Raw genomic sequence first — 21,566 nt, 5'->3', positions numbered from 1 at the left:
TCGGTCGTCAGAGGGGGAGCAGGTCGAGCAGCGGCGTGCCGTAGCCGACCGCAAGGCCGTCGGCCGCGTGGATGCCGTCGACGATGCCGGCCTGCGGCGCGGTTACGGGCAGCAGCAGCGGGCCGATCTTTAGCACGCCGACGGCCTGGCCGGCTTCCACGCGCTCACCGATGCGCGCCAGCGGCGCGGCGGCCAGCGGATGGCTGTGCAGGAACACGCCGAGCGAGGGGGCGTGGATCGGCGAGTGCTCTGGTTCGGCTTCTTCCGCCGGCAGTTCAACGATGTTGTCGCCCTGCCGTCCGAGGCGCAGCGTGCCCTGTGGCGTGCGCAGTTCGAGCAGGCCGATGTCGGTGCCGGCCAGCCAGGCGGCCAGCTGCGGGGTGCGCAGTGCGATGTCCTGCATGTCAGCTTTTCTTGAAGTGCTGTTGTTCGGGGCGCTCTTGTTCAGGGCGCTTTTGTTCAGGGCGCGTGCACAGGCCACCGGGTACTCCCCTCCGCGAATGTCCCCCGGGGGCTGCGCCCCCTCCTCCTTTATTTCGTTGCGGGGAGCACCCGATGCCCTGTGCACCTGGGCACGCTCGTTGTGTATCGCTGATCAACGACTGCTCCGCATAACGCTCCCGTCGGTGGGGTGCCTTGCGCAGCGAAATCAAGGAGGAGGCCGCAGGCCGGGGGACATTCGCGGAGCAAGGTACCCCGTCGGCGGGAGCGCGCCCCGGACAGCGGCGCACTTCAACCGCAACACGACGAATCGAAAAGCAAGGCGTCATCCCCGTTGCCTCGCTACAGACACAGGCGCACCGCGGTGCAGTTCCACCATGCGCGCCACCTTGTCGAGCCAGGCGCGCACTTCGTCGAGCGCAGCCAGCGCTTCGTCCCATGTGGTTTCGATGAAGCGCACGCGGCTGCCGATCGGCGCCTGGCCGAGGCGCCACATGTCGGCCTCGATCACCGTGCCGAACTTGGGGTAGCCGCCCGAGGGCTGGGCGTCGCGCATCTGGATGATCGGCTGCCCGCTGTGCGGCACCTGGATCACGCCGGGCACGATGCCGTGCGAGCGCAGCTCCATCGGCGCGATGGGGCGCAGCGGCTCGCCTTCGAGGCGGTAGCCGTAGCGGTCGCTCTGGGACGTGATCTTCCACTCGCCGGCCCAGAACGCGGCGCGCGATGCCGGCTCGAACGCCATGTACTCGGCCGCGGGCAGGACACGCACGGCCGCCACGCCGCCCTGCTGCAGCGGCAATGCGAGCGCGGGCGGCACCAGGCCGAAGCCGGTCTTGCACGCAGCACCCGCACCGGCGGCACGCAGCACATCGCCCCGCCGCAGCGCGCGCCCTTCGTGGCCGCCGAACGCGCCGCGCAGCTGCGTGCTGCGCGAGCCCAGGACCTCGGGCACGTCGACTCCGCCGGCCAGGCACAGCACGGCGCGGCTGCCGCGCTGCTGCGCGCCGCCTTGCGGCAGGCCCAGCGTCAGTACCTGCCCGGCCCGTGCCTGGTGAACCCACCAGGGCAGCAGCGGCTGGCCGTCGAGCCGCGCCGCGCAATCGGCGCCGGTCAGCGCGAAGGCGCAGTCCTCGCCGAAGCGCACCTTGAACGGAAACACCGGCACTTCGATGGCGGCTGCACCCGGCGCATTGCCCAGCAGCAGGTTGCCGGCCGCGAGCGCCAGGCTGTCCATGGCGCCCGAGGTGCCGACGCCCCAGCGCAGGCTGCCGGTGCGCCCCAGATCCTGCACGGTAGCCAGCGCAGCCGAGGAAAGTACTTCGATCATCGGACGATGCCCTCCACGCGAAAACGGATCATGTCGCCCGGCTGCAGCGCCGCGGGCGGGTCCTCCGCGGGATCGAAGAAGCACATCGAGGTGCTGCCGATGGTGTTCCAGCCGCTGGGCCCGGCCGAGGCCGACACGCCGGTCTGCGCCCCGCCGATCGACACCGCGCCGCCCGGGATGCTCAGCACCGGCACCTTGCGGCGCGGCGTGGCAATGCGTGCGTCCATGCCGCCCAGGTAGCAGTAGCCCGGATGGCTGCCGAGCGCATACACGGGGTAGAGCGGCGCGCTGTGCAGCTCGACGATGCGCTCGATGCTGAGGCCCGTGTGCGCCACCACGTCGGCCATGTGCGGACCGCCCGGGCCGCCGTAGACCACGGGCAGCTCGACCACCCGGCCTTCGCGCGGCCGTGCGACGGCCGCGTCCCACGCATCGTGCAGGCGCGCCTCCAGGGCTTGGAGCGCGCCGGCGCCGCGCGGCGGGTGCAGGAAGGTCAGCATCAGGTTGTTCATGCCCGGCACGGCTTCGCGGATCTCCGGCCAGGCCTGGGTCTCGTGCGCCAGCGCCCAGATGCGTTGCTGCAAGTCGAGGTTCATCTCGCCGGGCGCCTCGAAGATCAGCGCGGTCGTGCCCAGCAGGCTGATCGATGGCCGCTGCACGGTCATGCCGCGCTCCTTTGCTGCAGCCAGCGCTCGAGGTGGTGGATGTCCACGCCGCCGGCGGCAAAGCCCTCGTCGCGCAGCAGCTCGCGGTGCAGCGGCACGTTGGTCGCGATGCCGTCGATGCGCATCTCGGCGAGAGCCAGGCGCATGCGCTCGAGCGCATCGGTGCGCGTGCTGCCGTGCACGATCAGCTTGGCAATCATCGAGTCGTAGTACGGCGGCACGCGGTAGCCGGCGTTGGCATGCGAATCGACCCGCACGCCGAAGCCGCCCGGCACCTGCCAGCCGGTGATGCGCCCCGGCGAAGGCGCGAAGGTGTCCGGGTTCTCGGCGTTGATGCGGCACTCGATCGCATGGCCCTGGCAGCGCACCTCGTGCTGCGCCAGCGAAAGGCGCTCGCCGCGCGCCATGCGCAGCTGCTGCTGCACGATGTCGATGCCCGCGGTCATCTCGGTCACCGGGTGCTCGACCTGCAGGCGGGTGTTCATCTCGATGAAATAGAAGGCGCCCTTCTCGTAGAGGAACTCGAAGGTGCCGACGCCGCAATAGCCGATCTGCCGGCAGGCGGCCGCGCAGCGCTCGCCCACCTCGGCCATCAGCGCCTCGTCGATGCCGGGCGCGGGCGCTTCCTCGATCACCTTCTGGTGGCGGCGCTGCAGCGAGCAGTCGCGGCTGCCCAGCCAGATGGCGTTGCCGTGGCTGTCGGCCAGCACCTGGATCTCGACGTGGCGCGGGTGCAGCAGGAATTTCTCGATGTAGACCTCGGGGTTGCCGAAGGCCTGGCGCGCTTCCTCGCGCGTGAGCGCCATCGCATCGAGCAGCGCCGCTTCGCCCTGCACCACGCGCATGCCGCGCCCGCCGCCACCACCCGCCGCCTTGACGATCACCGGATAGCCGATCTCGCGCGCGATGGCCTGGATGGCGGCCGGGTCTTCCGGCAGCCCTTCGTCGGGCCCCGGCACGCAGGGCACGCCGGCCTTGCGCATCGCGCGCTTGGCCGAGACCTTGTCGCCCATGGTGCGGATGCAGGCCGCACTGGGACCGATGAAGGCCAGGCCGGCCTGCTCGACGCGCGCGGCAAAGCCCGCGTTCTCCGACAGGAAGCCGTAGCCCGGATGGATGGCCTGGGCGCCGCTGACTTCGGCGGCAAACAGGATGGCGGACTGGTTCAGGTAGCTCTGCCCCGGCGCGGAGGGCCCGACGCACAGCGCCTGGTCGGCCTGCGCGACATAGCTGGCGTCGCGGTCGGCCTCGGAATGCGCGACCACGGTCCTGAGGCCCAGGCCGTGGCAGGCGCGCAGGATGCGCAGGGCGATTTCGCCGCGGTTGGCAATGAGGACGGTGTCGAACATCGCGCGGCTTTCCTCATCCGAAGCGGAACAGGGGCTCGCCTGCTTCCACTTCCTGGCCCGACCGCACCAGCACGGCCTGCACGGTGGCGGCAGCGTCGGCGCGGACTTCGTTGAACATCTTCATGGCCTCGATCACGCAGAGCATCTGGCCGGCCTCGACGGCCTGCCCCGGCTGCACGAAGGGCGGCTCGCCGGGCGCGGGCTGCAGGTGCACCACGCCGTAGAGCGGCGCAAGGCATTCGGCCGCGGCGGCTGGCGGCGGTGCCTGCTGCGCAGACCCCGCGGTGGGCGCCTTGCGCGCAGCAGCAGCCGGGCGCCGCGCGGCTGCGGGCACGGCCGCCAGCGCCGATTGCTTCACCAGCCGCAATGTGCTGCCGTCTTCGCTGTACTCCAGCTCCGCGAGGTCCGAGGCCGCGAGTGCGTCGATGAGCGTCTTGATCTGTTCCTGCTTCATGCCGGGCTGCCTGTGGCGACAGAACATCCTTGGGGGTGGCCGACGCATTCCGCGAACGCGTGACGGCAGGCATGAACGGTAGCGGGCCGCGGGCACAAAGCCCAAGACGGAATGGCTGTGCCGGGATAAGGCCGGCTTATGACGGCACGCTACGACAGCGCAGCCAGCTCGGGTTCGGGCGTGGCCGCGAAGGTGCCGGCCAGGTCGACCACGAGTTCGAGCAGGATGCTCTTCACCGCCTGCGCCGGCTCCGAGAGCGGCAGGTGGTCGGACTGGCACAGCGCCAGCGGCGCCTCGATGACCGGATCGACGATCTGGAACTGCCAGGCCCCGCAGGCCGCCACCACTTCGCGCGCCATCGACGCCGGCAGGATGGTGGCGCCCAGCCCATCGGCAATAGCGGCCGTCAGCGTGAAGGCCGACTCGATCTCGGCCACCACGCGCGGCACCATGCCCGCGCGCACGAAGGCCGCGTCGACCAGCTTGCGAACCACGTTGTAGGGGCGCGGCAGGAAGAGTTCGATGTCGCGCAGGTCGGCCAGCTTCACCGGCTGCGCCGGCGCCGGCATGGCCGCCGGCCCGACCAGGAACAGCGGCTCCTTGAGCAGCGGCAGGAACGAAAGGCCGTGGATCGCCTTGTCGCCGTAGAGCACGGCCAGGTCCATGCGGCCGTTCATGATGAGCTCGCTCAGCGTGGTGCCGTAGTTTTCGTTCAGGTAGAGCAGGATGCCGGGGTGGCGCGCACGCACCGTGCGCAAGAGCGGCAGCGACAGCGCCGAGGCCGCCGTGCCGGGCGCAAGCCCCACCGACACCTGGCCCGACAGCCCTTCGCCGGCCGCTTCCATGTCCACGCGGGCCTGCTCGCACTGGCGCAGGATGATCTGCGCATGCCGGTACAGCACCTTGCCGGCCTCGGTGGGCGTGACGCCGCGCTTGGTGCGCACCAGCAGCTGCTGGCGCACCTCGCCCTCGAGCGTGGCCAATTGCTGGCTCAGCGCGGGCTGGGCGATGAAAAGGACCTCGGCAGCCTGCGTCAGGCTGCCGATGTCCACGATCTTCACGAAATATTTGAGGCGTCGCAGGTTCACGCCGTGTCCCCAAGCAAAAGCCGAGCCTAGCACCGCCCCCGCGCAGCGGCCATCGGGGCCCACCATAAGCTCTACCTATACAACCAGTGCAATCTCGTCTTGGCCTCGCGCGATCGATGTGCGTACCGTTCGGTCCATGCCATCGCCAACCCAGGAAGACAAGTGACGCTCTCCCGCATTGCCGCCCGCGTGCGGCGCATCAAGCCCTCGCCCAGCACCTCCGCCGCCGACCGCGCCAACGAGCTGCGCCGCCAGGGCAAGTCGATCGTGAACCTCGTGGTGGGCGAGCCCGACTTCGACACGCCGCCCCACATCCGGCAGGCCGCCGCCGCCGCCATCGAGAAAGGCGCGACACGCTACACCCTGATGGCCGGCACGGTGGAGTTGCGCCAGGCCATCGCCGCCAAGCTCGAACGCGAGAACGGCCTGCGCTACGCGATGAACGAGATCATCGCCACCAGCGGCGCCAAGAGCGCGATCTACAACGCGCTCGCCGTCACGCTGGAGCCGGACGACGAGGTGATCATTCCCGCGCCCTACTGGGTGTCGTATCCCGACATGGTGCTGGCCTGCGAAGGCACGCCGGTCACCGTGGCCTGCCCCGAGGCCAACGGCTTCAAGCTGACGCCCGCGCAGCTGGAGGCCGCCATCACGCCGCGCACGCGCTGGCTGCTGATCAACTCGCCCAGCAACCCGACCGGCGCCAGCTACACCGCGGGCGAATACCGTGCGCTTGCCGAGGTGCTGCAGCGCCACCGCCAAGTGATGGTGATGACCGACGACATCTACGAGCACATCCGCTTCGACGGCCAGGCGACGCCGCACCTGCTTGCGGTTGCGCCTGCGCTGCGCGAGCGCACGCTGGTGATCAACGGCGTCTCCAAGACCTATGCGATGACCGGCTGGCGCATCGGCTACGCGGCCGGCCCTGCCGACCTGGTCCAGGCGATGGACACGCTGCTGTCGCAGTCCACCGGCAACTGCTGCTCGGTGAGCCAGGCGGCCGCCGCGGCGGCGCTCGACGGCAGCCAGGACTTCGTGGCCGAGAGCGTGGCCATCTACAAGCAGCGCCGCGACCGCACCCTGGCGCTCATCAACGACATTCCCGGCCTGCACTGCAGCCCGCCGCCGGGCGCCTTCTACCTGTACATCCACTGCGGCGGCCTGATCGGCAAGACCACGCCAGAGGGCAAGCGGCTGGACCAGGACGGCGACGTGGTGATGTACCTGCTCGAGAGCGAAGGCGTGGCCGTGGTCGCGGGCACGGCCTACGGGCTGTCGCCCTACTTCCGCCTTTCCATTGCCACGTCGATCGAGACGCTCGAAGAAGGCTGCGCGCGCATCGCGCGGGCCGCGGCCGCCCTGCGCTGACGCGCCCCTGAATACCCGAGGACACCTATGCCCTACAAAGCCATTCGCAAGAATCCGTCTGCCGCACCGGTCGCCCCCGAGATCCTCGCCGCGCTGCGGGAGATCCCGGTCGCGGCGCTGAGCGACAACATGCACCGCAACATCGGCAGCACCGGCCTGCACCCCTACCACCGCCCAGCCGCCCGGACCATGGCAGGCACGGCTGTCACGGCGCGCTCGCGCGGGGGCGACAACCTCACCTATCTGCGTGCCCTGGAGTTCTGCCGGCCCGGCGACGTGCTGGTGATCGATGCCGGCGGCGATCTCAACAATGCGGTGGTCGGCGGCATCCTCTCGTTCTACGCTGCGCACATCGGCACCGTGGGCGTGGTGATCGACGGCGCGATCCGCGACGTAGCCGAGGTCCGGGCACGCGAGTTTCCAGTCTACGCGCGCGGCGTCACCCACCGCGGCCCCTACAAGGACGGACCCGGCGAGATCAACGTGCCGGTGTCGGTCGGCGGGATGGTCGTCAATCCCGGCGACATCGTGGTCGGCGACCAGGACGGGCTGATGGCCTTCGCGCCGGACGAGGCCGAGTTGCTGATCGAGAAGGCGCGCGCGCACTTGGCGACGGAAGCGGAGACCATCCGGGCCATGAAGGAAGGCCGATGGGACCGCGCGTTCATCGATGTGCTCGAAGCGCGCTGCGCCAACTGAAGCCTGGATGAGCGAAGGCGATGACCATCACCTGCCGCAAACCCGGGAGAAGCGAGCGCCTGCGCGACGGAACCCGCGCTGGAGGTCGTCTTACGCGCTGATATCCATGCGATACCGGAAAACTCGCGCGTCGATGAGTTCTCCATACTTCTGCACCGGCGCTCCCAGTCGGGCGATGATTTTCCCGGCAGCGGCCTCGCTGGTGCACTCGACGAGGACGTAGCAGTCCTCGCTGCCCACGTAGCCCGAATCCGCCGTCACCGGCCTGGAAAGGCCAGCATCGGCCTCGACAAAGTGGATCGAAGCCGTGCCCGGTTGGTCGAGCACTTCCAGAACGCCCGCAAGCGCCGGCATCATGGCCGGATCGCCGGACGGCCGAAGTCGCATCAGTGCAACTGCGACGCCTCGCGCGCCCCCCGCGCTGTGCACAAGGCGTCCGACCACGCGCGTCGGCGCGATGAATCGGGAAATGTGGTGGTGGGACCACTCGGTCTGGTTCGCCAGGGCTGCCCGGTAAGGCGCACTGTCCAGCACATCGAACCGCGTGGTGTTGTAGATCTGCAGGTAGCGCGTCGGCGCGCCGACGGATTCATACCGTCTCGCCTCGAGAAAGCCGGGAATTGCCACTCTCTCGGCCAGGTGCTCACGGTCGAACCACTCGTTGAAGTCGGCCTCCTCCTCGGGGAGCACTTCCATCGATGAAATCAGGACGCCTTCGCCAGCAAAGACCATGTCGGTTCTCTCTTTCGGATGATGATGTGGGTCGGTGCGGATCAATCGATCCGGATGTTGGATTCGATGATCACCTTCTCCCACTTGAGGCGGTCCCGCTTGATCGTTTCGGCCAGCCGCTGCGGCGAGCCGCCTTCGAGCTCCATTCCCATCTCGAGCAGCTTGTTCTTCACCTCCGGGTCCTTCAGGATGTCGTTCACGTTCCTGTTCAGCAGCGCAATGACGGTGTCGGGCGTCCGGGCGGGTGCCAGCAGCGCAAACCAGTGCAGCAACTCGAAGTTGGCAAAGCCCTTGGTCTCGGAGACTGCGGGCAGTCCGGGATAGGCGGGCGAGCGTTTCGCTGTCGTCACTGCAAGCGCCTTCATCCGGCCGGCCTTGGCCATCGGCATCGATTCCGGACCGATGGCCATCATCACCGACACCTGGCCGGACATCAGATCCTGAAGCGCGGGCGCGCCACCCTTGTAGGGCACATGCGTCATGTCGATGGACGCCGCACGCTTGTATAACTCCATGCCCAGGTGGCTGGGGTTGCCGGCGCCGCTGGAAGCGTAGTTGATCGGTGTCGCCGAAGTCCGCGCGAACGCCGTGAGTTCGTCGAACGAATTGACCGGCATCGAAGGATGAACCATGACCACGCTGGGCAGGGTCACGGCCAGCATGATCGGCGCGAGGTCCTTTTCCGGGTCGTAGGCGAGGCGTCCCTTGTAGAGGGTCGGATTGACCGAAAGGCCAGCAGTGGAAGCCAGCAGGATCGTGTAGCCGTCCGGGTTCGCCTTGGCGACGAAGCTGGCCGCGATCTGTTCGGTGGCACCTGGCTTGTTCTCGACCACGACGGGCTGCTTGAGTCGCTGCGACAACTGCTGCCCGATCAGGCGCGACACCGTGTCGGACGCACCGCCCGGTGGATAGGGAACCACGATGCGGATGGGCTTGTCCGGGTAGTCCCCTGCGAACGCCAGCCCTGCCATGGCCAGTGAGAGGGCACAGGCAGCACGTATCAAGGCAATCTTCATGTCAGCATCCAATCAAGAGAGTGAAAAATTCGTCGTCCGGACCGCCCTGCAAGATCACTGGGGCGTGATCTTCGCGGCCTTCACCAGGCGCGCGTAGCTGTCCGCGTCCTTGCGCATGAACTCCTGGAAGGCCTCGGGCGAGTCCCCGACCGGAATGAGGGAGGTCTCCTCGAGCTGCCTGCGCAACTCGCCGCGCAGCGCGGTCCTGATCGCGGCATTGAGCCTGTCGATCACGGCCTGGGGCGTGCCGGCCGGCGCGGCAATGCCGGTCCAGGTGACGACCTCGAAGTCGGGCAGCCCCGCTTCCTTCATCGTCGGAACGTCCGGAAGCAGCGGCGAGCGCTGGCGGCTGGTGATGGCCAGCGCACGCAGCTTGCCGCTCCTGGCGTAGGGCAAGGCGGTCGGCGAGGTGTCGAACAGCATGTCGATCTGACCGCCCATCAGATCCACGAGGGCCGGCGCGCCTCCCTTGTAGGGAACGTGCAGGAGCTCCACGCCGGCCTGCTGCATGAAGATCTCGGTGGAGAAATGCTGGGCGGAGCCGACGCTCGCGCTGCCGAAGCTCAGCTTTCCCGGGCGTGCCTTGGCCAGCGCGATCAGCTCGTTGACATTGCGGGCCGGCGATTGCGTGCCCACGACCAGGATGTTGGGCTGATCGACGATCCGCATGATGGGGGCAAAGGCCTGCAGCGGATCGAATGGCGGATTGGCATACAGGAACTGGTTGGCGGCAAAGACCCCGGCGCTGCCGACCAGCAGCGTGTACCCATCCGGCGGCGCCTTGGCGACGTAGGCGGCACCGACGTTGCCGGAGGCGCCGGGCTTGTTGTCGACCACGAAGGGCTGCTTCAGCGCGTCCTGCAGGCTCTTGCCGACCAGGCGCGCGACCAGATCCACGCTGCCGCCCGGAGGAAACGGGACGATCAGGCGCACCGGCTTGTGCGGGTAGTCCTGGGCGGCCGCGCACGGGACGACGAATGCCAGCAGGACGGCGGCCAGCTTGCTAAGCATTGCGCACCTCCTGCGGCGGAATTCGAGACGGATGCAGTGCGGCGGCGGCTTCGGCAGCGACACCCAGCAGTGCGTGATCGCCCCCCGCGCGCCCGACCAGTTGCAGCCCGATGGGCCGTGCGTCGTCGTCCTCGCCCGCGGGAAGCGAGATAGCGCACAGCGCGAGCAGGTTGACCGGGCGGGTGAAGTGGACCGGCGCCACGTTGTGGTCGACGTCGTCGAGGCGCGGGGCGGTCATCGCCGTGACGGGCATGGCAATGGCGGACAGCCCGAGCCTGTCCATCTCGCCGGCAAATGCCTGCTGCCAGCGCGACGCGGTGGCCTGAGCCTGCAGGTACTGCACGGCCGTGGTCGCCCGGGCGGCGAGGAGCCGCGACCGCACCGACGGATCCATCGGCGCGTCCGGGTCGTCCAGGAACCGGTCATTCACCCAGGCGCCTTCGGCGATCATGATGGCGTTGGTGGGTTCCTTGAACGCCGCCAGCGACGCCGGAAACCGGAACGGCACCAGACTGAAACCCGCCTGCTCGAGCCTTTGCAGGTTCTGTGTGTGACATCGCGCGACGGCTGGCGCGAGTGGCGCGAGTTCGTCCGCCTCCAGGACGCCGATCCGCCGGCGGGCGTCCGGGCCCGAAGCGGGTGCACCGACGAGCGCCTCGAAGCACAGCCGGGCATCCTGCACCGACGACGCAATGAGGCCCACGCTGTCCAGGCTCTCGCTGAGCGCATAGACGCCCTCGCGCGGCAGCGCATCGATGGTGGGCTTGAAGCCCACGATGCCGCAGAAGGCCGCGGGTACGCGAACCGAGCCGCCGGTGTCGGAGCCGATCGCCCAGGGCACCAGGCGGGCTGCCACGGCCACGGCCGATCCGCTGCTGGAGCCGCCTGCCACCAGCGTGTCCGTGGCGCGGCCGGCCGGATTGCGTGGCGTGTCCATGTGCGTATTGGTGCCCCAGGCGCCCAGCGCGAACTGCACCATGTGGGTCTTGCCGACGATGACGCCGCCGGCGTCGGCAATGCGCCGAACGATGGCTGCGTCCTGTTGCGCGATGTTGGCCGACAGCAGCGGTGAGCCCGCCGTCGTGGGCTTGCCTTGGATGTCCACCAGGTCCTTCAGCGCCAACGGAATACCGTGCAGCGGGCCGCGGTCGTGGCCTGCGCGAAGCTCCTCGTCGGCGAGGGCCGCAGCCGCCAGGGCTTCCTCTTCGTAGACCGCCAGGAAGCTCTTGAAGACGGCGTCGTGCGCCGCGATGCGGCGCAGGCACTCCCGCGTGAGGATCACCGAACTTGTCTCCCCGGTTCGCAAGGCACGCGACAGTTCCGCCATCGGTGCGAAGGCGGGCGGCCTGGTCTGATGGGCGCTCGTCATGCCGCTGCCTCCTGGAAGACAAGGCGCGTGTCCAGCACGTCGGAATAGGACTCGCCGGCGCGCAGCCGTGACAAGGTCTGCTGCTCTGCCTGTTGCAGCCCGATCGCCTTCCGGGCCAGGGCCCAGGCCTCGTCGGGCGGCATCACCAGAACACCGTTCTCGTCCGCCAGCACGGCATCGCCGGGATGCACGCGAACGCCCCCGCAGTCCACTGGCCGGCAGAAGCTGCCCGACTGCCCGCCGGCGCGGGTGGTGCGGGCGCTCAGGCCGCGGGCCCACACCGGTATGCCGAGCTCGCGCAGCTCCGCGATGTCCGTGACGCAGCCGTCGACCACCACGCCTGCGACACCACGAAGGCGCGCCGCGAGCATGCTGGCACCTCCCATGCACGCGATCGTCTCGTCGCCCGCGCGGTCGACGAACAGGAAATCGCCGGCCCGCAGTTGTCCCAGCGCGTGATGCAGGATGGATCCGTCCGAACCCTCGCAGCGCACGGTGACGGCGGTACCGACGCTGCGCGCCACCGCAGCCATGGCCTTGATCCGCCCATGCAGGAAGCCGCGATCATGAAAGTGGCCGATGGTGGCCGGCTCGACCTCCTTCAGCAGGGCCAGCAGTTGCAGCGTGCAAGGCGGCGGCAACTCTCCTCGTTCGATGGCAGTCATTTGGGATATCGTCGTTGTGAATGACGGCAATCGTAGGCAGCCGCTCCCGGCACCGATACTGATCAATTCTCACGATGGTTGATTCGAGTTCTTTATCAACGAGGTTCACCCTCCATCAGCTGGAAGCTTTCGTGTGGACCGCGCGTCTCGGCACGGTGCATGCGGCGGCGCGCCACCTGCATCTCACCCAGCCGGCGATCTCGCACCGCATTCGCGACCTCGAGGAGGAATTGGGTATCCAGCTGTTCGAACGCCAGAACCAGCGCCTGCTGGCGACGGAGCTGGGCCGCAATGTGCTGGTCTATGCGGAGCGCGTGCTGGCGTCGGCGCAGGACATGGCGCGGCTCGATCTGCGGCGCACCATCACAGGCCTGGTGCGCATGGGGGTGGACGAGTCCTGCGCGATCATCGGGATGCCGCAGATCCTCAAGGACATCAAGGACAGCTATCCGGCGCTTCGTGTGGACCTGACGGTGGGCGGAGGCGCCCAGCTGCTTCAGAAGATCAACAGCCACGAGTTGGACATGGCGCTGCACACGGGTCAAAGCAGCCAGCCCGACGTGACAAGCCAATTCATCGGACTGACCCAACACCAGTGGGTGGCGGCCCACGACCTGATGATGCCCGACGGAGACTTTCTGCCGGCCCACGCCCTGAACCACCGCATCGTCTGCAATGCGCCGCCGTCGACCCTGCATGAATCGGCATCGCGCTGGCTGGCCTCGGATGGCTATTCGTTCGAGGAGTACAGCAGTTGCAATTCACTCTCGCTCATGGTGGCGCTGGTCGCCTCCGGCCATGCGATTGCCATGCTGCCCGCATCGATCACGCGCCGGCAGGTCGCCGAAAAGTCCTTGCAGGTGTTGCAAGCCAAGCCGGCGGTGCCGAACGTGCCGTACTACTTCTCGTACCTGGCGCATCACCGCAGCGACACGACGGCGCGCATCCTGGACATCGTGCTGCGCAACCTGCAAGACGCCGGGTTCTTCCACGCCGACGGATCGTCCCGGGACAGCGGCTGAGAAAGCTTTGAGAGCGACTGTCGGGTTCTGATGTTTCGGCAGGTTGCCCGGCCGCGGTGGAGCATCGCCTCCTTCCATAGGCTCAACCTATGGATCAATCGAGATTTCGCATTTTTCAACGCGGGCCCGCATTCCCAGAATGACAGGACGGTGACAACGCCATCCATCTCCATCTGTCTTCAGGAAAGTACCCCGCCCCATGTCGGACCGCGATAGCACGCCAGGCGCCTGGCACCTGCCGCCCAGCGCCTACCTCGCCAGCCGCAAGCCCGCCTTCGGCCTGCCCGGGTGGCCGGAGTCGCTCTACGTCACGATGCGCGACGGTTGCCGCATCGCGCTCGACTACTACCTGCCCCAGGCGCGCAACGGCGCGCAGCCGCCGGCCCGCCTGCCCACCATCGTCATCTTCACGCCCTACTACCGGCGCTTCGTGACCACCGACTCCACGGTGGAGGCCAGTCCCAACTGCGGCCGCTACCGCGACTTCTTCGTGCCGCATGGCTACGCGGTGGTGGTGGTGGATGTGCGGGGCACCGGCGCGAGCTTTGGCACGCGCGACGCATTGCGCTCGCCGAAGGAGCGCGACGACTACCACGAGATTGCCGAGTGGATCGTGCAGCAGCCCTGGAGCGACGGGCGCATCGGATCGACCGGCATTTCGTACCTGGGCGCGGCGGCGGTGTTTCTCGCAAGCACGCGGCACCCCGCGGTCAAGGCCATCGCACCGCTGTTCGCCGTGACCGACATCTACACCGACCAGCTCTACGTGGGCGGCGTGCTCTCGACCATCTGGACCGGCCGCTACGACGAACTCATGGTTGCGCTCGACCAGGACGACCGCCCCGCCCTCGCCAAGTTCGCCTACTACGGCAACCCGCTGTTCGCGGGGCCGCAGCCGGTGGACGACGATGCCGATGGCCAGCTGCTGGCCCAGGCGCTGCACCAGCACCGCAGCAACTGCCGGCTGAACGACATGGCGCGCGAGCTTCCGTTCCGGCACGACGCAACGCTGCACGACCCCGCATTGACGCTGGACGTGTGCAGCCCCGGCCACTACGCGCGCCAGATTCCCGAGGAGGTGGCGATCTACTCCGTCTCGGGCTGGTACGACGGCGCCGGCTACAGCAACTCGGCGATCACGCGCTTCCTGACACTGCCCAGGCACCAGCACCGCCTGCTGCTCGGCCCCTGGGACCACGGTGCGCGCAGCAACGTCTCGCCCTGGCGCGAGCAGACCGGTTCCGACTTTCCGCTGCTGGCCGAAGTGCTGCGCTTCTTCGACCATCACCTGCGCGGCATCGACACCGGGCTGGGCAGGGAGCAGCCGGTGCACTACTTCACCATCCACGACGAGAAGTGGCAGGCCGCCGATGCATGGCCGCCATTCGCGGGAACCCGCCGCGTCCATCCCGATGCGGATGGCGTGCTGGCGCTGCACGCGCCCGCCGCCCCCGGCCGCGACAGCTACCGGGTCGACTTCTCCGTTTCGACCGGCCGCCAGACGCGGCTGGAACGGCTGGGTGCCGTCGGCATCGAGCACTACTACCCCGACTGGACCGAGCGCCAGGCGCAGTACCTGCACTACACCAGCGCGCCATTGGCCACGCCGGCCGAACTGACCGGCCACGTGAGTGCGAGCCTGCTGCTTGCATCGTCGGAGACCGACGCGGCCGTCTACGTCTATCTGAGCGAAGTGCTGGCCGACGGCAGCTGCCGTTACGTCACCGAAGGCCTGCTGCGCGCCCTGCACCGCGAAGGCCTGTCGCATTCGCCGGACTACGTGGCGAGCTGGCCCGTGAACACCTGCGACCGTGCTTCGGCCCGCCTGCTCGTGCCCCACGAGCCCGCGCGCCTGGACTTCGCGCTGCTGCCGGTGTCCTGGACCTTTGCCGCGGGCAGCCGCATACGGCTGTCGATCGGCGGCAGCGACGAAGGCCACGGCCCGCAGGTGCCGCACGGGCGGCCGCCGCGGCTGGAAATCCTGCGTGGCGCCGACGCCAGCTGGTTCGATCTTCCGCTGCGCGCCGCGCCGCAGTAGCACCTCGCTTCCCCGTTCTTCGTTCAACATGCCAAGAGAGAGGCACGCCATGGCCCCCATCACCCGTCGTTCGTTCGTTCCCATGCTGGCGCTGGCCGGCACGCCGCTCCTGTCCGTGCCGCTCGCGGCGCAGGCCCAATCGCCCTGGCCCGTACGGCCGGTCAAGCTCGTGGTGCCGCAGGGGGCGGGTTCGGGCTCGGACGTGATCGCGCGCCTGCTCAGCGACCGGCTCGCCCAGCAGCTGGGCCAGGCCGTGGTGGTGGAAAACAATCCGGCGGCCAACGGCCTCGTGGCCCTGGGCGCCGTGGCCAAGGCGCCCGCCGACGGCTACACGCTGGTGCTCGCGGGCGTGTCGCAGATCGCCTTCAATCCGGCCCTGTACAAGAGCCTGCCCTACGATCCGCTGAAGGACTTCACCTTTCTTGCGCCCGTGGCCGATACGCCCTTCGTGCTGGTGACGAGCAACAGGAGCGGCATCAAGACCTTCGCGCAGTTTCTCGAGCAGGCGAAGGCGAAGAACGGCGAACTGACCTTCGGCAGCGCCGGCATCGGCAACTCCACCCACATCGCGATGGAACTGATCGCCGCGACCGCGGGCGTCAAGCTGATGCACGTGCCCTACAAGGGTTCGGCCGCGGCGCTCACGGCCGTGTTGGCCGGCGAGGTCGACGCCATGGTGAGCGTGGTCGGACCGGCGCTGCCGCAGGTGCAGTCGGGCAAGGTGCAGGCGGTGGCGGTGCTCGGCGCTGCTCGCGTGCCGCAGTGGCCCCAGGTGCCGACGGTGAAGGAGGCGGGGCTGAACGTGCCGCCGATGCCCGGCTGGTACGCGATTGCCGGCCCGGCGCGCCTGGACCCGAAGATCGTTGCCACCTTCAACGCCGCGCTACAGAAGGTGATGGCGGACCCGGCCGTCAAGGCCCGGCTGGCCGAACTCTCGCTGCCGGCCATGAGCGGCGGCGAAGCGGATATCCGCCGCCGCGCGGTCGACGACCAAGCTTTCTGGAGCGCCTTCATCACCAGGAACAACATCCGCGTGGAATGAGCATGGGGCGCCCGCGAAGAGCGCACCGCCCTACCCTGCGCCGCTGAACCGCCGAACGCCCTTCCAGCGCTTGCTTGCGATCTCCTCACCGATCACCTGCAGCAGCAGCTCGCGCACGCATTGCACGGCGGGGCTGTGCACCGCCGAGGCCGACAGGCTCAGCGACAGCTCGCGCAGCAGCGGCCGTCCCTTGATGGGAACGCCGCGCACGCGGCCATGCTGCTGCGCCAGCGCAAAGGCCGCGGTCGGCAGCACCGTGGCACCGAGCCCGCGCTCGACGGCCAGGATCAGGATTTCCACTGCGCTGGTTTCGGCCACCAGGCGAAATTTCAGTTGGCGATCGCGCAGCAGCCGCTCGGTGGCCACGCGCACCGAATTCGGATGCGTGGGCAGCAGCAGCGGCAGCTTGGCAAAGGCCTCGATGCCGAAGGCGCGCGGTGCTTTTTGCGACGAGGCCACCACCACGAACAGTTCTTCCTCCAGGATCGGCTCGATGCGCAGGCGCGAATCGGCCCGGGCATCCATCGTGACCGCAAGCGCCAGCCGGTCGGCCGCCACCTGGCCCGTCAGGTCTCCGCTGGAGGCTTCCACCATTTCCAGTTCGATCAGCGGATAGCGCTCCTGCAGCCGCGCCAGCAGCGGCGCGGCCAGGATGCGCGAGGTGCTGGTCGGGAACCCGATGGCCACCCGGCCCGAAGGCGATTCGCTCTCCTGCCGGATGGCCGAGCGGGTGTCTTCGAACTGCCGCAGGATCGTCTTCGCATGGCGATAGAGCAGCTCGCCGATGGCCGTGGCCCGCGTGCCGTGAACACTGCGTTCCAGCAAGGTGACGCCGAGCTCCGACTCCAGATTGGCCATGTGCTGGCTCAAGGAAGGCTGGGCGATGAAAAGCGCCTCCGCCGCGGTCGTGATGTTCTTGAGCTCGACGACCTTGACGAAATAGCGCAGCTGACGGATGTCCATGCTCATTCCTTCCTTGAAGACAGCGGGACACTCGCACTCGAAGCCACGGTGGCCAGCCGAGCGGTCAGCGTCTCGGCCTGTTCGGCAAACTTCTTCGGGTTTGTCTTTTGCAGCTGCGCCAGGTTGTGGAGCTTCCATCGCACGCCCGGGAGATCTTCCAGATGCCCGATGCCTGGCAGCGCGCACTCGGGTGCGCCGGCGACCAGCGATCGCAGGAAGCGCCGCTCATCGTCGTCGAGCCCCTGCTGGATCTCACGCGTGAGGCGCTCCCGGGCCGCGAGCAGTGCGTCGAGCGGCACCGGCTCGGCCGTCATGCCCTGGAAGTTGTGCTCGAAGTCGTGCCGGAGGTCGCGCAGCGGCGGAAACAGCACTTCGTGCACCGGCCGGTTGCTGCTGGCCAGGTAGACCACGAAGGCGCGGCGGATGCCGGGTGTGATGCCTTCATGCGCAAAGAGCTGCATCACGTCGAACAGGTCACGCGGATGCTGGCGGTCCAGCGCCGCCACCAGCTTGCCGCCGTACACGTCCTCCAGCGACACCACCGGAATCTCCAGGTCGGCCATCAAGATGTCACGCGCGGCCGGCGTGAGCGCGGCTCGGCGCACCGGCCGCACGGTGCCCCGCATCACGAAGTTGACTTCGATCTTCACCTGAACCGAGCCGCGGCGCACCAGCAGCTTGGTTTCGCCTGCCAGCGCTGCCGGGGCGTGCGTCTGGAAGCCTCGCCTCTTCAAGCGCTCAGACGCTTGGCGAATAGCTTCGTTGATGCGCGCCAGCGCCGCGTCGCGCGGCAGCGTGTGATCGGGGAATACCAGATCCAGGTCTACTGACAGGCGCGGCATGTCGCGCACGAACAGATTGATCGCGGTGCCACCCTTCAGGGCGAAGGTGTCGTCCGCAAAGACGAGCGGCGCCACCTGTATCAACAAGCGCGCGGTCTCCAGATAGGCGGGGTTCATGGCTTGAGCACCAACAGGCCGTCGGCCGAACGGGACACCCAGGGCCGGTCGCTGCCCGTTGGCAGCGTGGCTGGATCGAGCTTGGCCGCCCAGGGCACAGAGGCCTCGCGGCCGAGCTGCAGGCACAACCGTACGGTCTTGACGCTCGTGCACCGCCGCAGCAGCTCGCCCAGCACGTTGGCGCGCAGGCTGTAGGTGCTCTCCACAAGTTCGCGGGCTTCCTGCAGCGGCTGGCGTACGCCTACCTCGCTCAGCAACTCCAACAAGGCGCGCTCCGGTTCAGCCACCTGCGCCGCCCCGTCGCGCTTCTCAAAAGGGCCGGCGTGCAGCAAGGCGCCCGGTTGCTCGTCGAACAGCCGCTTGCGGTGGTACTCGGCCGGAAAGCGCCCAGTGAACCAGTCCGGCAGGTGCCCCGCCGCCCAACCATAAAGCTGAAGTACTGGCTGCTGCGCCACATACTGGCGCACGCCGTACCAGTCCAGCGCCGACTTGCCGCCCACGTGCAAGCCCGCCAGCTGTCGCTGCAGCAGAACGAGGCTCGGATGCAGGGCCAGGGTGTCGTTGGGACGACAGAACACGCCGCGCGTCAGACGCGTGAGCCAGCCGGCGCGCACATAGTGCACGGCCAGGTCCGCGGAGATCCCCTGGGCCGCCAAGTCTTCTGAGGTCAGTGGAATTCCAGGGACCAGGCGGGTATAGAGCGCGTTTAGTTTGCTCTTTCCAATCGTAGCCATACTGCGATTCAAGCACTTTTTTCAATTAATGGCAAACTTGAAATATCTGTCCAGATCGTAGTCTGCCTACGATATAGGTAACTTATATAAAATCAACGCATGGCGCGAGCGGCGTCTTCATGCCATAAAGCCGGACAGTGAAAACTTCAAGACACAGCACCCTGCGCGCCGGCCTCGCCGCGGCCGCGGCGCTCGCCGTGCTGGCGGGTCTGGCCGGCATTGCCTACGAGCAGATCGGTCGCTACCGCGCGGTACGAGACTTCCCCGCGCCCGGGAAGATGGTCGACGTCGGCGCCGGACGCCGCATCCAGCTCGACTGCCGCGGCACCGGCTCGCCCACCGTGGTGTTCGAAGCGGGCCTGAGCGTCGATGGATCGCTGAGCTGGTCGGCCGTGCAGCCGAAGGTCGCGGCGCACACGCGCGCATGCGCCTACAGCCGTGCGGGGCTGATGTGGAGCGATCCTTCGAACACGCCGCCGGGCGCAGCGCAGGCGGTGCACGACCTGCATGCCGTGCTGGCCAAGTCAGGCGAACGCGGCCCCTTCGTGCTGGCCGGCCAATCGCTGGGCGGGCTCTACGCGCTGGGCTTCACGCATCGCTTCGGCGCCGAGGTCGCGGGGCTGGTGCTGGTCGATCCGTCGCATCCGGAGCAGGTCGAGCGCGTGGCGCATTTCATGACCGAATCGCGCTCGATGCGCTCGCGCATCGGCATTGCGCTGGCACCGTTCGGCGTGCTGCGTGCGGCCGCGCCGGTGCTGCTGCCGGAGAGCCCGCACCACAGCGCACAGGACATGGAGGCGGTCCGCGCCTTCGCGCCCAAGTCGCTGCGCACGCAGCTCGCGGAGAGCGATGCGGCCGACGCCTCGCTCGCCGAGGCCAAGTCCTTTCGCGACCTGGGCGATCGTCCGCTCGTGGTACTGACCGCGATGGCGCCGTACACCGCTGCGGAACTGCGCGGCATGAAGATCACGCCCGAGCAGGGCCGGCAGGTCCAGGCGATCTGGAAGCGCATGCACGAGGAGATGGCGGCCTGGTCCTCGCGCGGCAGGCACCTGCTCGTGGCCGATGCCGGGCACGACATCCAGCTCGACCGGCCGCAGGTGGTGGCCGATGCGGTGCTGTCGGTGGTCGACGCGGTTCGCAGCAGCAGCCGCTGATGCCTCGTCCGGCAGCGAGGCAACGCCTTTGCGTCAGGCCATCGGCTGGCCGCTCCGCGCCGGTTTCAGGGCCGCGGGTGCGTGGCCGTACGCTCTTGAAAAGGCCCTGGAGAATGCCTCGGCGCTGCCGAACCCGGTGCGGCGGGCCGCGAGCTTGACCGGCTCGCCGGCCATCAGATAGCGGCGCGCCAGCGTCAGGCGCCATGCGCCAAGGTAGGCCATGGGCGTGGTGCCGACGATCGTGCGGAAGGTCGACATGAAGGTGCTCCTGGACATGGCCGACCGGCTCGCCAGGTCGTCGACGGTCCACTGCCGCGACGGCATGTCGTGGATCGACACCACGGCCCGGTGCAGCGAAGGATGCGCGAGCGCGGCGAACAGGCCCGGCTTCTGCGTGCCCGCATCGATCGCGCTCCGGAGCGCCATCAGCACCAGCACCTCGGCGAGCCGGTTCAGCGCCGCGCTGCGGCCGCAGCGGCTCCCCGCCGCTTCCGCCATGAAGGCTGCGGCGGTGGCCTGCAGCGCCGGCGAGCCGTCCAGCGGCACCGAGACCTCCTCGGGCATCGCGCTCATCAGCGGATTGGCCTCGTTGTCGAAATCGACGCTGGCCGCAATGCGCGCATCGGGCGGCAGTTCGGAAAAGCCGCCGGGCCGGAAGATCACCCGGCCTGCGGTGCCGTCTTCCGGGCCCGCGAGCAGCAGGGCCGGCGTGCCGGGCTCGCCCGGCGCAAGCACCGCCACGCGCAGCTTGAACACCTCGACGAAGGCGGCGAGCCGGTCCATCTTGGGTGGATTCGGACTTTGAGTCATGAAAGTCGGACGTTTCATGGCGCCGAGCATGAGATCTTTGGGCCTTGTTTGCAACCCCCCGCTTTATTCAAGGAGCAACCCCCATGCTGATTCCACGCCAACAAGCCCCGGACCTGAGCGTCGACACCCTCGGCGCTGGCCGCTTCCGGCTGATCGACGAAAAGCCCGAGCGCATGACGCTGGTGTGCTTCTACCGTGGGCTGCATTGCCCGATCTGCGCCAGCTACCTGAAGGAACTCGAGCGGCTGACGCCGGCCTTCGCTGAGCGCGGCGTGGCCACCATCGCGATCAGTTCCGACGATGAGGCGCGTGCCCGCGCCATGGCCGACAAGATCGGCGCGGCCAAGCTGCGCATCGGCCATGGCCTGTCGCTCGCGGACGCCGGGAAGTGGGGCCTGTACATCTCGGCGAGCCGGGGCAAGACCTCCATCGGCATCGACGAGCCGGCGCTGTTTTCCGAGCCCGGCCTGTTCCTGGTCAGGCCCGACAACACGGTCTACTACCTGTCCGTGCAATCGATGCCCTTCGTGCGGCCCAACTTCGCCGAGATGGTGCAGGCGCTGGACTTCGTCATCAAGAACGACTACCCGGCGCGCGGCGAGCAACTGCTGGAGCAGCCGGCGGCCTGAGGCGGCACGAAGGTTGCGTAAA

Annotated in this window: 22 protein-coding genes; 7 read left to right on the top strand and 15 right to left on the bottom strand. The window is 68.5% G+C overall.

What is annotated here, in order from left to right; genetic code table 11:
* Nucleotides 1–7: 7 nt before the first annotated feature.
* From VPA02S_RS20250 to nac, 6 genes are all read right to left on the bottom strand, one after another.
* The gene (locus tag VPA02S_RS20250; protein ID WP_062365340.1) at nucleotides 8–403 is read right to left on the bottom strand and encodes an acetyl-CoA carboxylase biotin carboxyl carrier protein; all 396 of its coding nucleotides are present in this window, start codon (nucleotides 401–403) and stop codon (nucleotides 8–10) included.
* Nucleotides 404–766: 363 nt separating this feature from the next.
* The gene (locus VPA02S_RS20245) at nucleotides 767–1,771 is read right to left on the bottom strand and encodes a 5-oxoprolinase subunit C family protein (protein WP_062365339.1); all 1,005 of its coding nucleotides are present in this window, start codon (nucleotides 1,769–1,771) and stop codon (nucleotides 767–769) included.
* The gene (gene pxpB, locus VPA02S_RS20240) at nucleotides 1,768–2,436 is read right to left on the bottom strand and encodes a 5-oxoprolinase subunit PxpB (RefSeq protein ID WP_062365338.1); all 669 of its coding nucleotides are present in this window, start codon (nucleotides 2,434–2,436) and stop codon (nucleotides 1,768–1,770) included. Before pxpB ends, VPA02S_RS20245 begins: the two co-directional genes overlap by 4 nt.
* Nucleotides 2,433–3,785, bottom strand: a complete 1,353-nt coding sequence (gene accC, locus VPA02S_RS20235; RefSeq protein ID WP_062365337.1) for an acetyl-CoA carboxylase biotin carboxylase subunit — start codon at nucleotides 3,783–3,785, stop codon at nucleotides 2,433–2,435. The genes pxpB and accC overlap by 4 nt, the downstream gene beginning before the upstream one ends.
* Nucleotides 3,786–3,798: 13 nt before the next feature.
* Complete coding sequence (locus VPA02S_RS20230; protein ID WP_062365336.1) at nucleotides 3,799–4,239, bottom strand: acetyl-CoA carboxylase biotin carboxyl carrier protein; 441 nt, start codon at nucleotides 4,237–4,239, stop codon at nucleotides 3,799–3,801.
* A gap of 149 nt (nucleotides 4,240–4,388) precedes the next feature.
* Entirely contained in the window at nucleotides 4,389–5,327 is a 939-nt protein-coding gene (gene nac, locus VPA02S_RS20225; protein ID WP_049826248.1) for a nitrogen assimilation transcriptional regulator NAC, read from the bottom strand.
* A gap of 162 nt (nucleotides 5,328–5,489) precedes the next feature.
* Between nac and VPA02S_RS20220 the strand changes: the two genes are divergently transcribed.
* Nucleotides 5,490–6,698, top strand: a complete 1,209-nt coding sequence (locus VPA02S_RS20220; protein WP_062365335.1) for an aspartate transaminase — start codon at nucleotides 5,490–5,492, stop codon at nucleotides 6,696–6,698.
* 27 nt (nucleotides 6,699–6,725) lie between these two features.
* Nucleotides 6,726–7,397 carry an RraA family protein gene (locus tag VPA02S_RS20215; RefSeq protein WP_062365334.1) on the top strand — a complete coding sequence of 224 codons (672 nt, stop codon included), beginning with the start codon at nucleotides 6,726–6,728 and terminating at the stop codon, nucleotides 7,395–7,397.
* Nucleotides 7,398–7,487: 90 nt separating this feature from the next.
* Here VPA02S_RS20215 and VPA02S_RS20210 read toward each other — a convergent pair whose 3' ends face one another.
* Genes VPA02S_RS20210 through VPA02S_RS20190 form a run of 5 tightly spaced genes read right to left on the bottom strand, consistent with a single transcriptional unit; the run spans nucleotide 7,488 to nucleotide 12,190 of the window.
* Nucleotides 7,488–8,174, bottom strand: a complete 687-nt coding sequence (locus VPA02S_RS20210) for a DUF4286 family protein (protein WP_244883663.1) — start codon at nucleotides 8,172–8,174, stop codon at nucleotides 7,488–7,490.
* Nucleotides 8,171–9,145: a Bug family tripartite tricarboxylate transporter substrate binding protein gene (locus VPA02S_RS20205; protein ID WP_062365332.1), complete on the bottom strand. Its 975-nt coding sequence runs from the start codon at nucleotides 9,143–9,145 to the stop codon at nucleotides 8,171–8,173. Before VPA02S_RS20205 ends, VPA02S_RS20210 begins: the two co-directional genes overlap by 4 nt.
* Nucleotides 9,146–9,199: 54 nt before the next feature.
* Nucleotides 9,200–10,156 carry a Bug family tripartite tricarboxylate transporter substrate binding protein gene (locus tag VPA02S_RS20200; protein WP_062365331.1) on the bottom strand — a complete coding sequence of 319 codons (957 nt, stop codon included), beginning with the start codon at nucleotides 10,154–10,156 and terminating at the stop codon, nucleotides 9,200–9,202.
* Nucleotides 10,149–11,525, bottom strand: a complete 1,377-nt coding sequence (locus VPA02S_RS20195) for an amidase (protein WP_062365330.1) — start codon at nucleotides 11,523–11,525, stop codon at nucleotides 10,149–10,151. The genes VPA02S_RS20200 and VPA02S_RS20195 overlap by 8 nt, the downstream gene beginning before the upstream one ends.
* Nucleotides 11,522–12,190, bottom strand: coding sequence for an RraA family protein (locus tag VPA02S_RS20190; protein ID WP_062365329.1), 669 nt, complete (start codon nucleotides 12,188–12,190; stop codon nucleotides 11,522–11,524). The genes VPA02S_RS20195 and VPA02S_RS20190 overlap by 4 nt, the downstream gene beginning before the upstream one ends.
* Before the next feature lie 74 nt (nucleotides 12,191–12,264).
* Between VPA02S_RS20190 and VPA02S_RS20185 the strand changes: the two genes are divergently transcribed.
* From VPA02S_RS20185 to VPA02S_RS20175, 3 genes are all read left to right on the top strand, one after another.
* Entirely contained in the window at nucleotides 12,265–13,212 is a 948-nt protein-coding gene (locus VPA02S_RS20185) for a LysR family transcriptional regulator (RefSeq protein WP_062365328.1), read from the top strand.
* Nucleotides 13,213–13,411: 199 nt separating this feature from the next.
* Nucleotides 13,412–15,250 carry a CocE/NonD family hydrolase gene (locus tag VPA02S_RS20180; protein ID WP_062365327.1) on the top strand — a complete coding sequence of 613 codons (1,839 nt, stop codon included), beginning with the start codon at nucleotides 13,412–13,414 and terminating at the stop codon, nucleotides 15,248–15,250.
* 49 nt (nucleotides 15,251–15,299) lie between these two features.
* Complete coding sequence (locus VPA02S_RS20175) at nucleotides 15,300–16,292, top strand: Bug family tripartite tricarboxylate transporter substrate binding protein (RefSeq protein WP_062365326.1); 993 nt, start codon at nucleotides 15,300–15,302, stop codon at nucleotides 16,290–16,292.
* A gap of 30 nt (nucleotides 16,293–16,322) precedes the next feature.
* On the opposite strand, the gene VPA02S_RS20170 is transcribed toward VPA02S_RS20175, so the two are convergent.
* Genes VPA02S_RS20170 through VPA02S_RS20160 form a run of 3 tightly spaced genes read right to left on the bottom strand, consistent with a single transcriptional unit; the run spans nucleotide 16,323 to nucleotide 18,948 of the window.
* Nucleotides 16,323–17,255 (bottom strand): LysR family transcriptional regulator, encoded by a 933-nt coding sequence (locus VPA02S_RS20170; RefSeq protein ID WP_244883661.1) that lies wholly within the window; start codon nucleotides 17,253–17,255, stop codon nucleotides 16,323–16,325.
* Between the two features lie 2 nt (nucleotides 17,256–17,257).
* Nucleotides 17,258–18,214: a nucleotidyl transferase AbiEii/AbiGii toxin family protein gene (locus VPA02S_RS20165; RefSeq protein ID WP_062365324.1), complete on the bottom strand. Its 957-nt coding sequence runs from the start codon at nucleotides 18,212–18,214 to the stop codon at nucleotides 17,258–17,260.
* Nucleotides 18,211–18,948 (bottom strand): type IV toxin-antitoxin system AbiEi family antitoxin domain-containing protein, encoded by a 738-nt coding sequence (locus VPA02S_RS20160; RefSeq protein WP_062365323.1) that lies wholly within the window; start codon nucleotides 18,946–18,948, stop codon nucleotides 18,211–18,213. The genes VPA02S_RS20165 and VPA02S_RS20160 overlap by 4 nt, the downstream gene beginning before the upstream one ends.
* Nucleotides 18,949–19,085: 137 nt before the next feature.
* On the opposite strand from VPA02S_RS20160, the gene VPA02S_RS20155 reads away from it, so the two are divergent.
* Nucleotides 19,086–20,105: an alpha/beta fold hydrolase gene (locus VPA02S_RS20155; RefSeq protein ID WP_062365322.1), complete on the top strand. Its 1,020-nt coding sequence runs from the start codon at nucleotides 19,086–19,088 to the stop codon at nucleotides 20,103–20,105.
* A 33-nt stretch (nucleotides 20,106–20,138) separates the two neighbouring features.
* Here the strand turns inward: VPA02S_RS20155 and VPA02S_RS20150 are convergent, their stop codons facing one another.
* Nucleotides 20,139–20,915 carry an AraC family transcriptional regulator gene (locus tag VPA02S_RS20150; RefSeq protein WP_062365321.1) on the bottom strand — a complete coding sequence of 259 codons (777 nt, stop codon included), beginning with the start codon at nucleotides 20,913–20,915 and terminating at the stop codon, nucleotides 20,139–20,141.
* An 83-nt stretch (nucleotides 20,916–20,998) separates the two neighbouring features.
* On the opposite strand from VPA02S_RS20150, the gene VPA02S_RS20145 reads away from it, so the two are divergent.
* Entirely contained in the window at nucleotides 20,999–21,544 is a 546-nt protein-coding gene (locus VPA02S_RS20145) for a peroxiredoxin-like family protein (RefSeq protein WP_062365320.1), read from the top strand.
* The last annotated feature ends 22 nt before the right edge of the window (nucleotides 21,545–21,566 follow it).

It is taken from the genome of Variovorax paradoxus NBRC 15149 (assembly GCF_001591365.1).
In the GTDB taxonomy this organism is placed as follows: Bacteria; Pseudomonadota; Gammaproteobacteria; order Burkholderiales; family Burkholderiaceae_C; genus Variovorax; species Variovorax paradoxus.
Note: the sequence above shows the minus strand (reverse complement) of the source record. Positions and strands in the feature narration are given on the sequence as shown.

Excerpts from the sequence above, each read along its gene's own strand:
- VPA02S_RS20195 (WP_062365330.1), bottom strand. The coding sequence starts at position 11,525 with ATGACGAGCGCCCATCAGACCAGGCCGCCCGCCTTCGCACCGATGGCG.
- VPA02S_RS20180 (WP_062365327.1), top strand. The coding sequence starts at position 13,412 with ATGTCGGACCGCGATAGCACGCCAGGCGCCTGGCACCTGCCGCCCAGC.
- VPA02S_RS20190 (WP_062365329.1), bottom strand. The coding sequence starts at position 12,190 with ATGACTGCCATCGAACGAGGAGAGTTGCCGCCGCCTTGCACGCTGCAA.
- VPA02S_RS20185 (WP_062365328.1), top strand. The coding sequence starts at position 12,265 with ATGGTTGATTCGAGTTCTTTATCAACGAGGTTCACCCTCCATCAGCTG.
- pxpB (WP_062365338.1), bottom strand. The coding sequence starts at position 2,436 with ATGACCGTGCAGCGGCCATCGATCAGCCTGCTGGGCACGACCGCGCTG.
- VPA02S_RS20205 (WP_062365332.1), bottom strand. The coding sequence starts at position 9,145 with ATGAAGATTGCCTTGATACGTGCTGCCTGTGCCCTCTCACTGGCCATG.
- accC (WP_062365337.1), bottom strand. The coding sequence starts at position 3,785 with ATGTTCGACACCGTCCTCATTGCCAACCGCGGCGAAATCGCCCTGCGC.
- VPA02S_RS20170 (WP_244883661.1), bottom strand. The coding sequence starts at position 17,255 with ATGGACATCCGTCAGCTGCGCTATTTCGTCAAGGTCGTCGAGCTCAAG.
- VPA02S_RS20175 (WP_062365326.1), top strand. The coding sequence starts at position 15,300 with ATGGCCCCCATCACCCGTCGTTCGTTCGTTCCCATGCTGGCGCTGGCC.
- VPA02S_RS20250 (WP_062365340.1), bottom strand. The coding sequence starts at position 403 with ATGCAGGACATCGCACTGCGCACCCCGCAGCTGGCCGCCTGGCTGGCC.
- VPA02S_RS20230 (WP_062365336.1), bottom strand. The coding sequence starts at position 4,239 with ATGAAGCAGGAACAGATCAAGACGCTCATCGACGCACTCGCGGCCTCG.
- VPA02S_RS20165 (WP_062365324.1), bottom strand. The coding sequence starts at position 18,214 with ATGAACCCCGCCTATCTGGAGACCGCGCGCTTGTTGATACAGGTGGCG.
- VPA02S_RS20145 (WP_062365320.1), top strand. The coding sequence starts at position 20,999 with ATGCTGATTCCACGCCAACAAGCCCCGGACCTGAGCGTCGACACCCTC.
- VPA02S_RS20160 (WP_062365323.1), bottom strand. The coding sequence starts at position 18,948 with ATGGCTACGATTGGAAAGAGCAAACTAAACGCGCTCTATACCCGCCTG.
- VPA02S_RS20200 (WP_062365331.1), bottom strand. The coding sequence starts at position 10,156 with ATGCTTAGCAAGCTGGCCGCCGTCCTGCTGGCATTCGTCGTCCCGTGC.
- VPA02S_RS20215 (WP_062365334.1), top strand. The coding sequence starts at position 6,726 with ATGCCCTACAAAGCCATTCGCAAGAATCCGTCTGCCGCACCGGTCGCC.
- VPA02S_RS20245 (WP_062365339.1), bottom strand. The coding sequence starts at position 1,771 with ATGATCGAAGTACTTTCCTCGGCTGCGCTGGCTACCGTGCAGGATCTG.
- VPA02S_RS20150 (WP_062365321.1), bottom strand. The coding sequence starts at position 20,915 with ATGACTCAAAGTCCGAATCCACCCAAGATGGACCGGCTCGCCGCCTTC.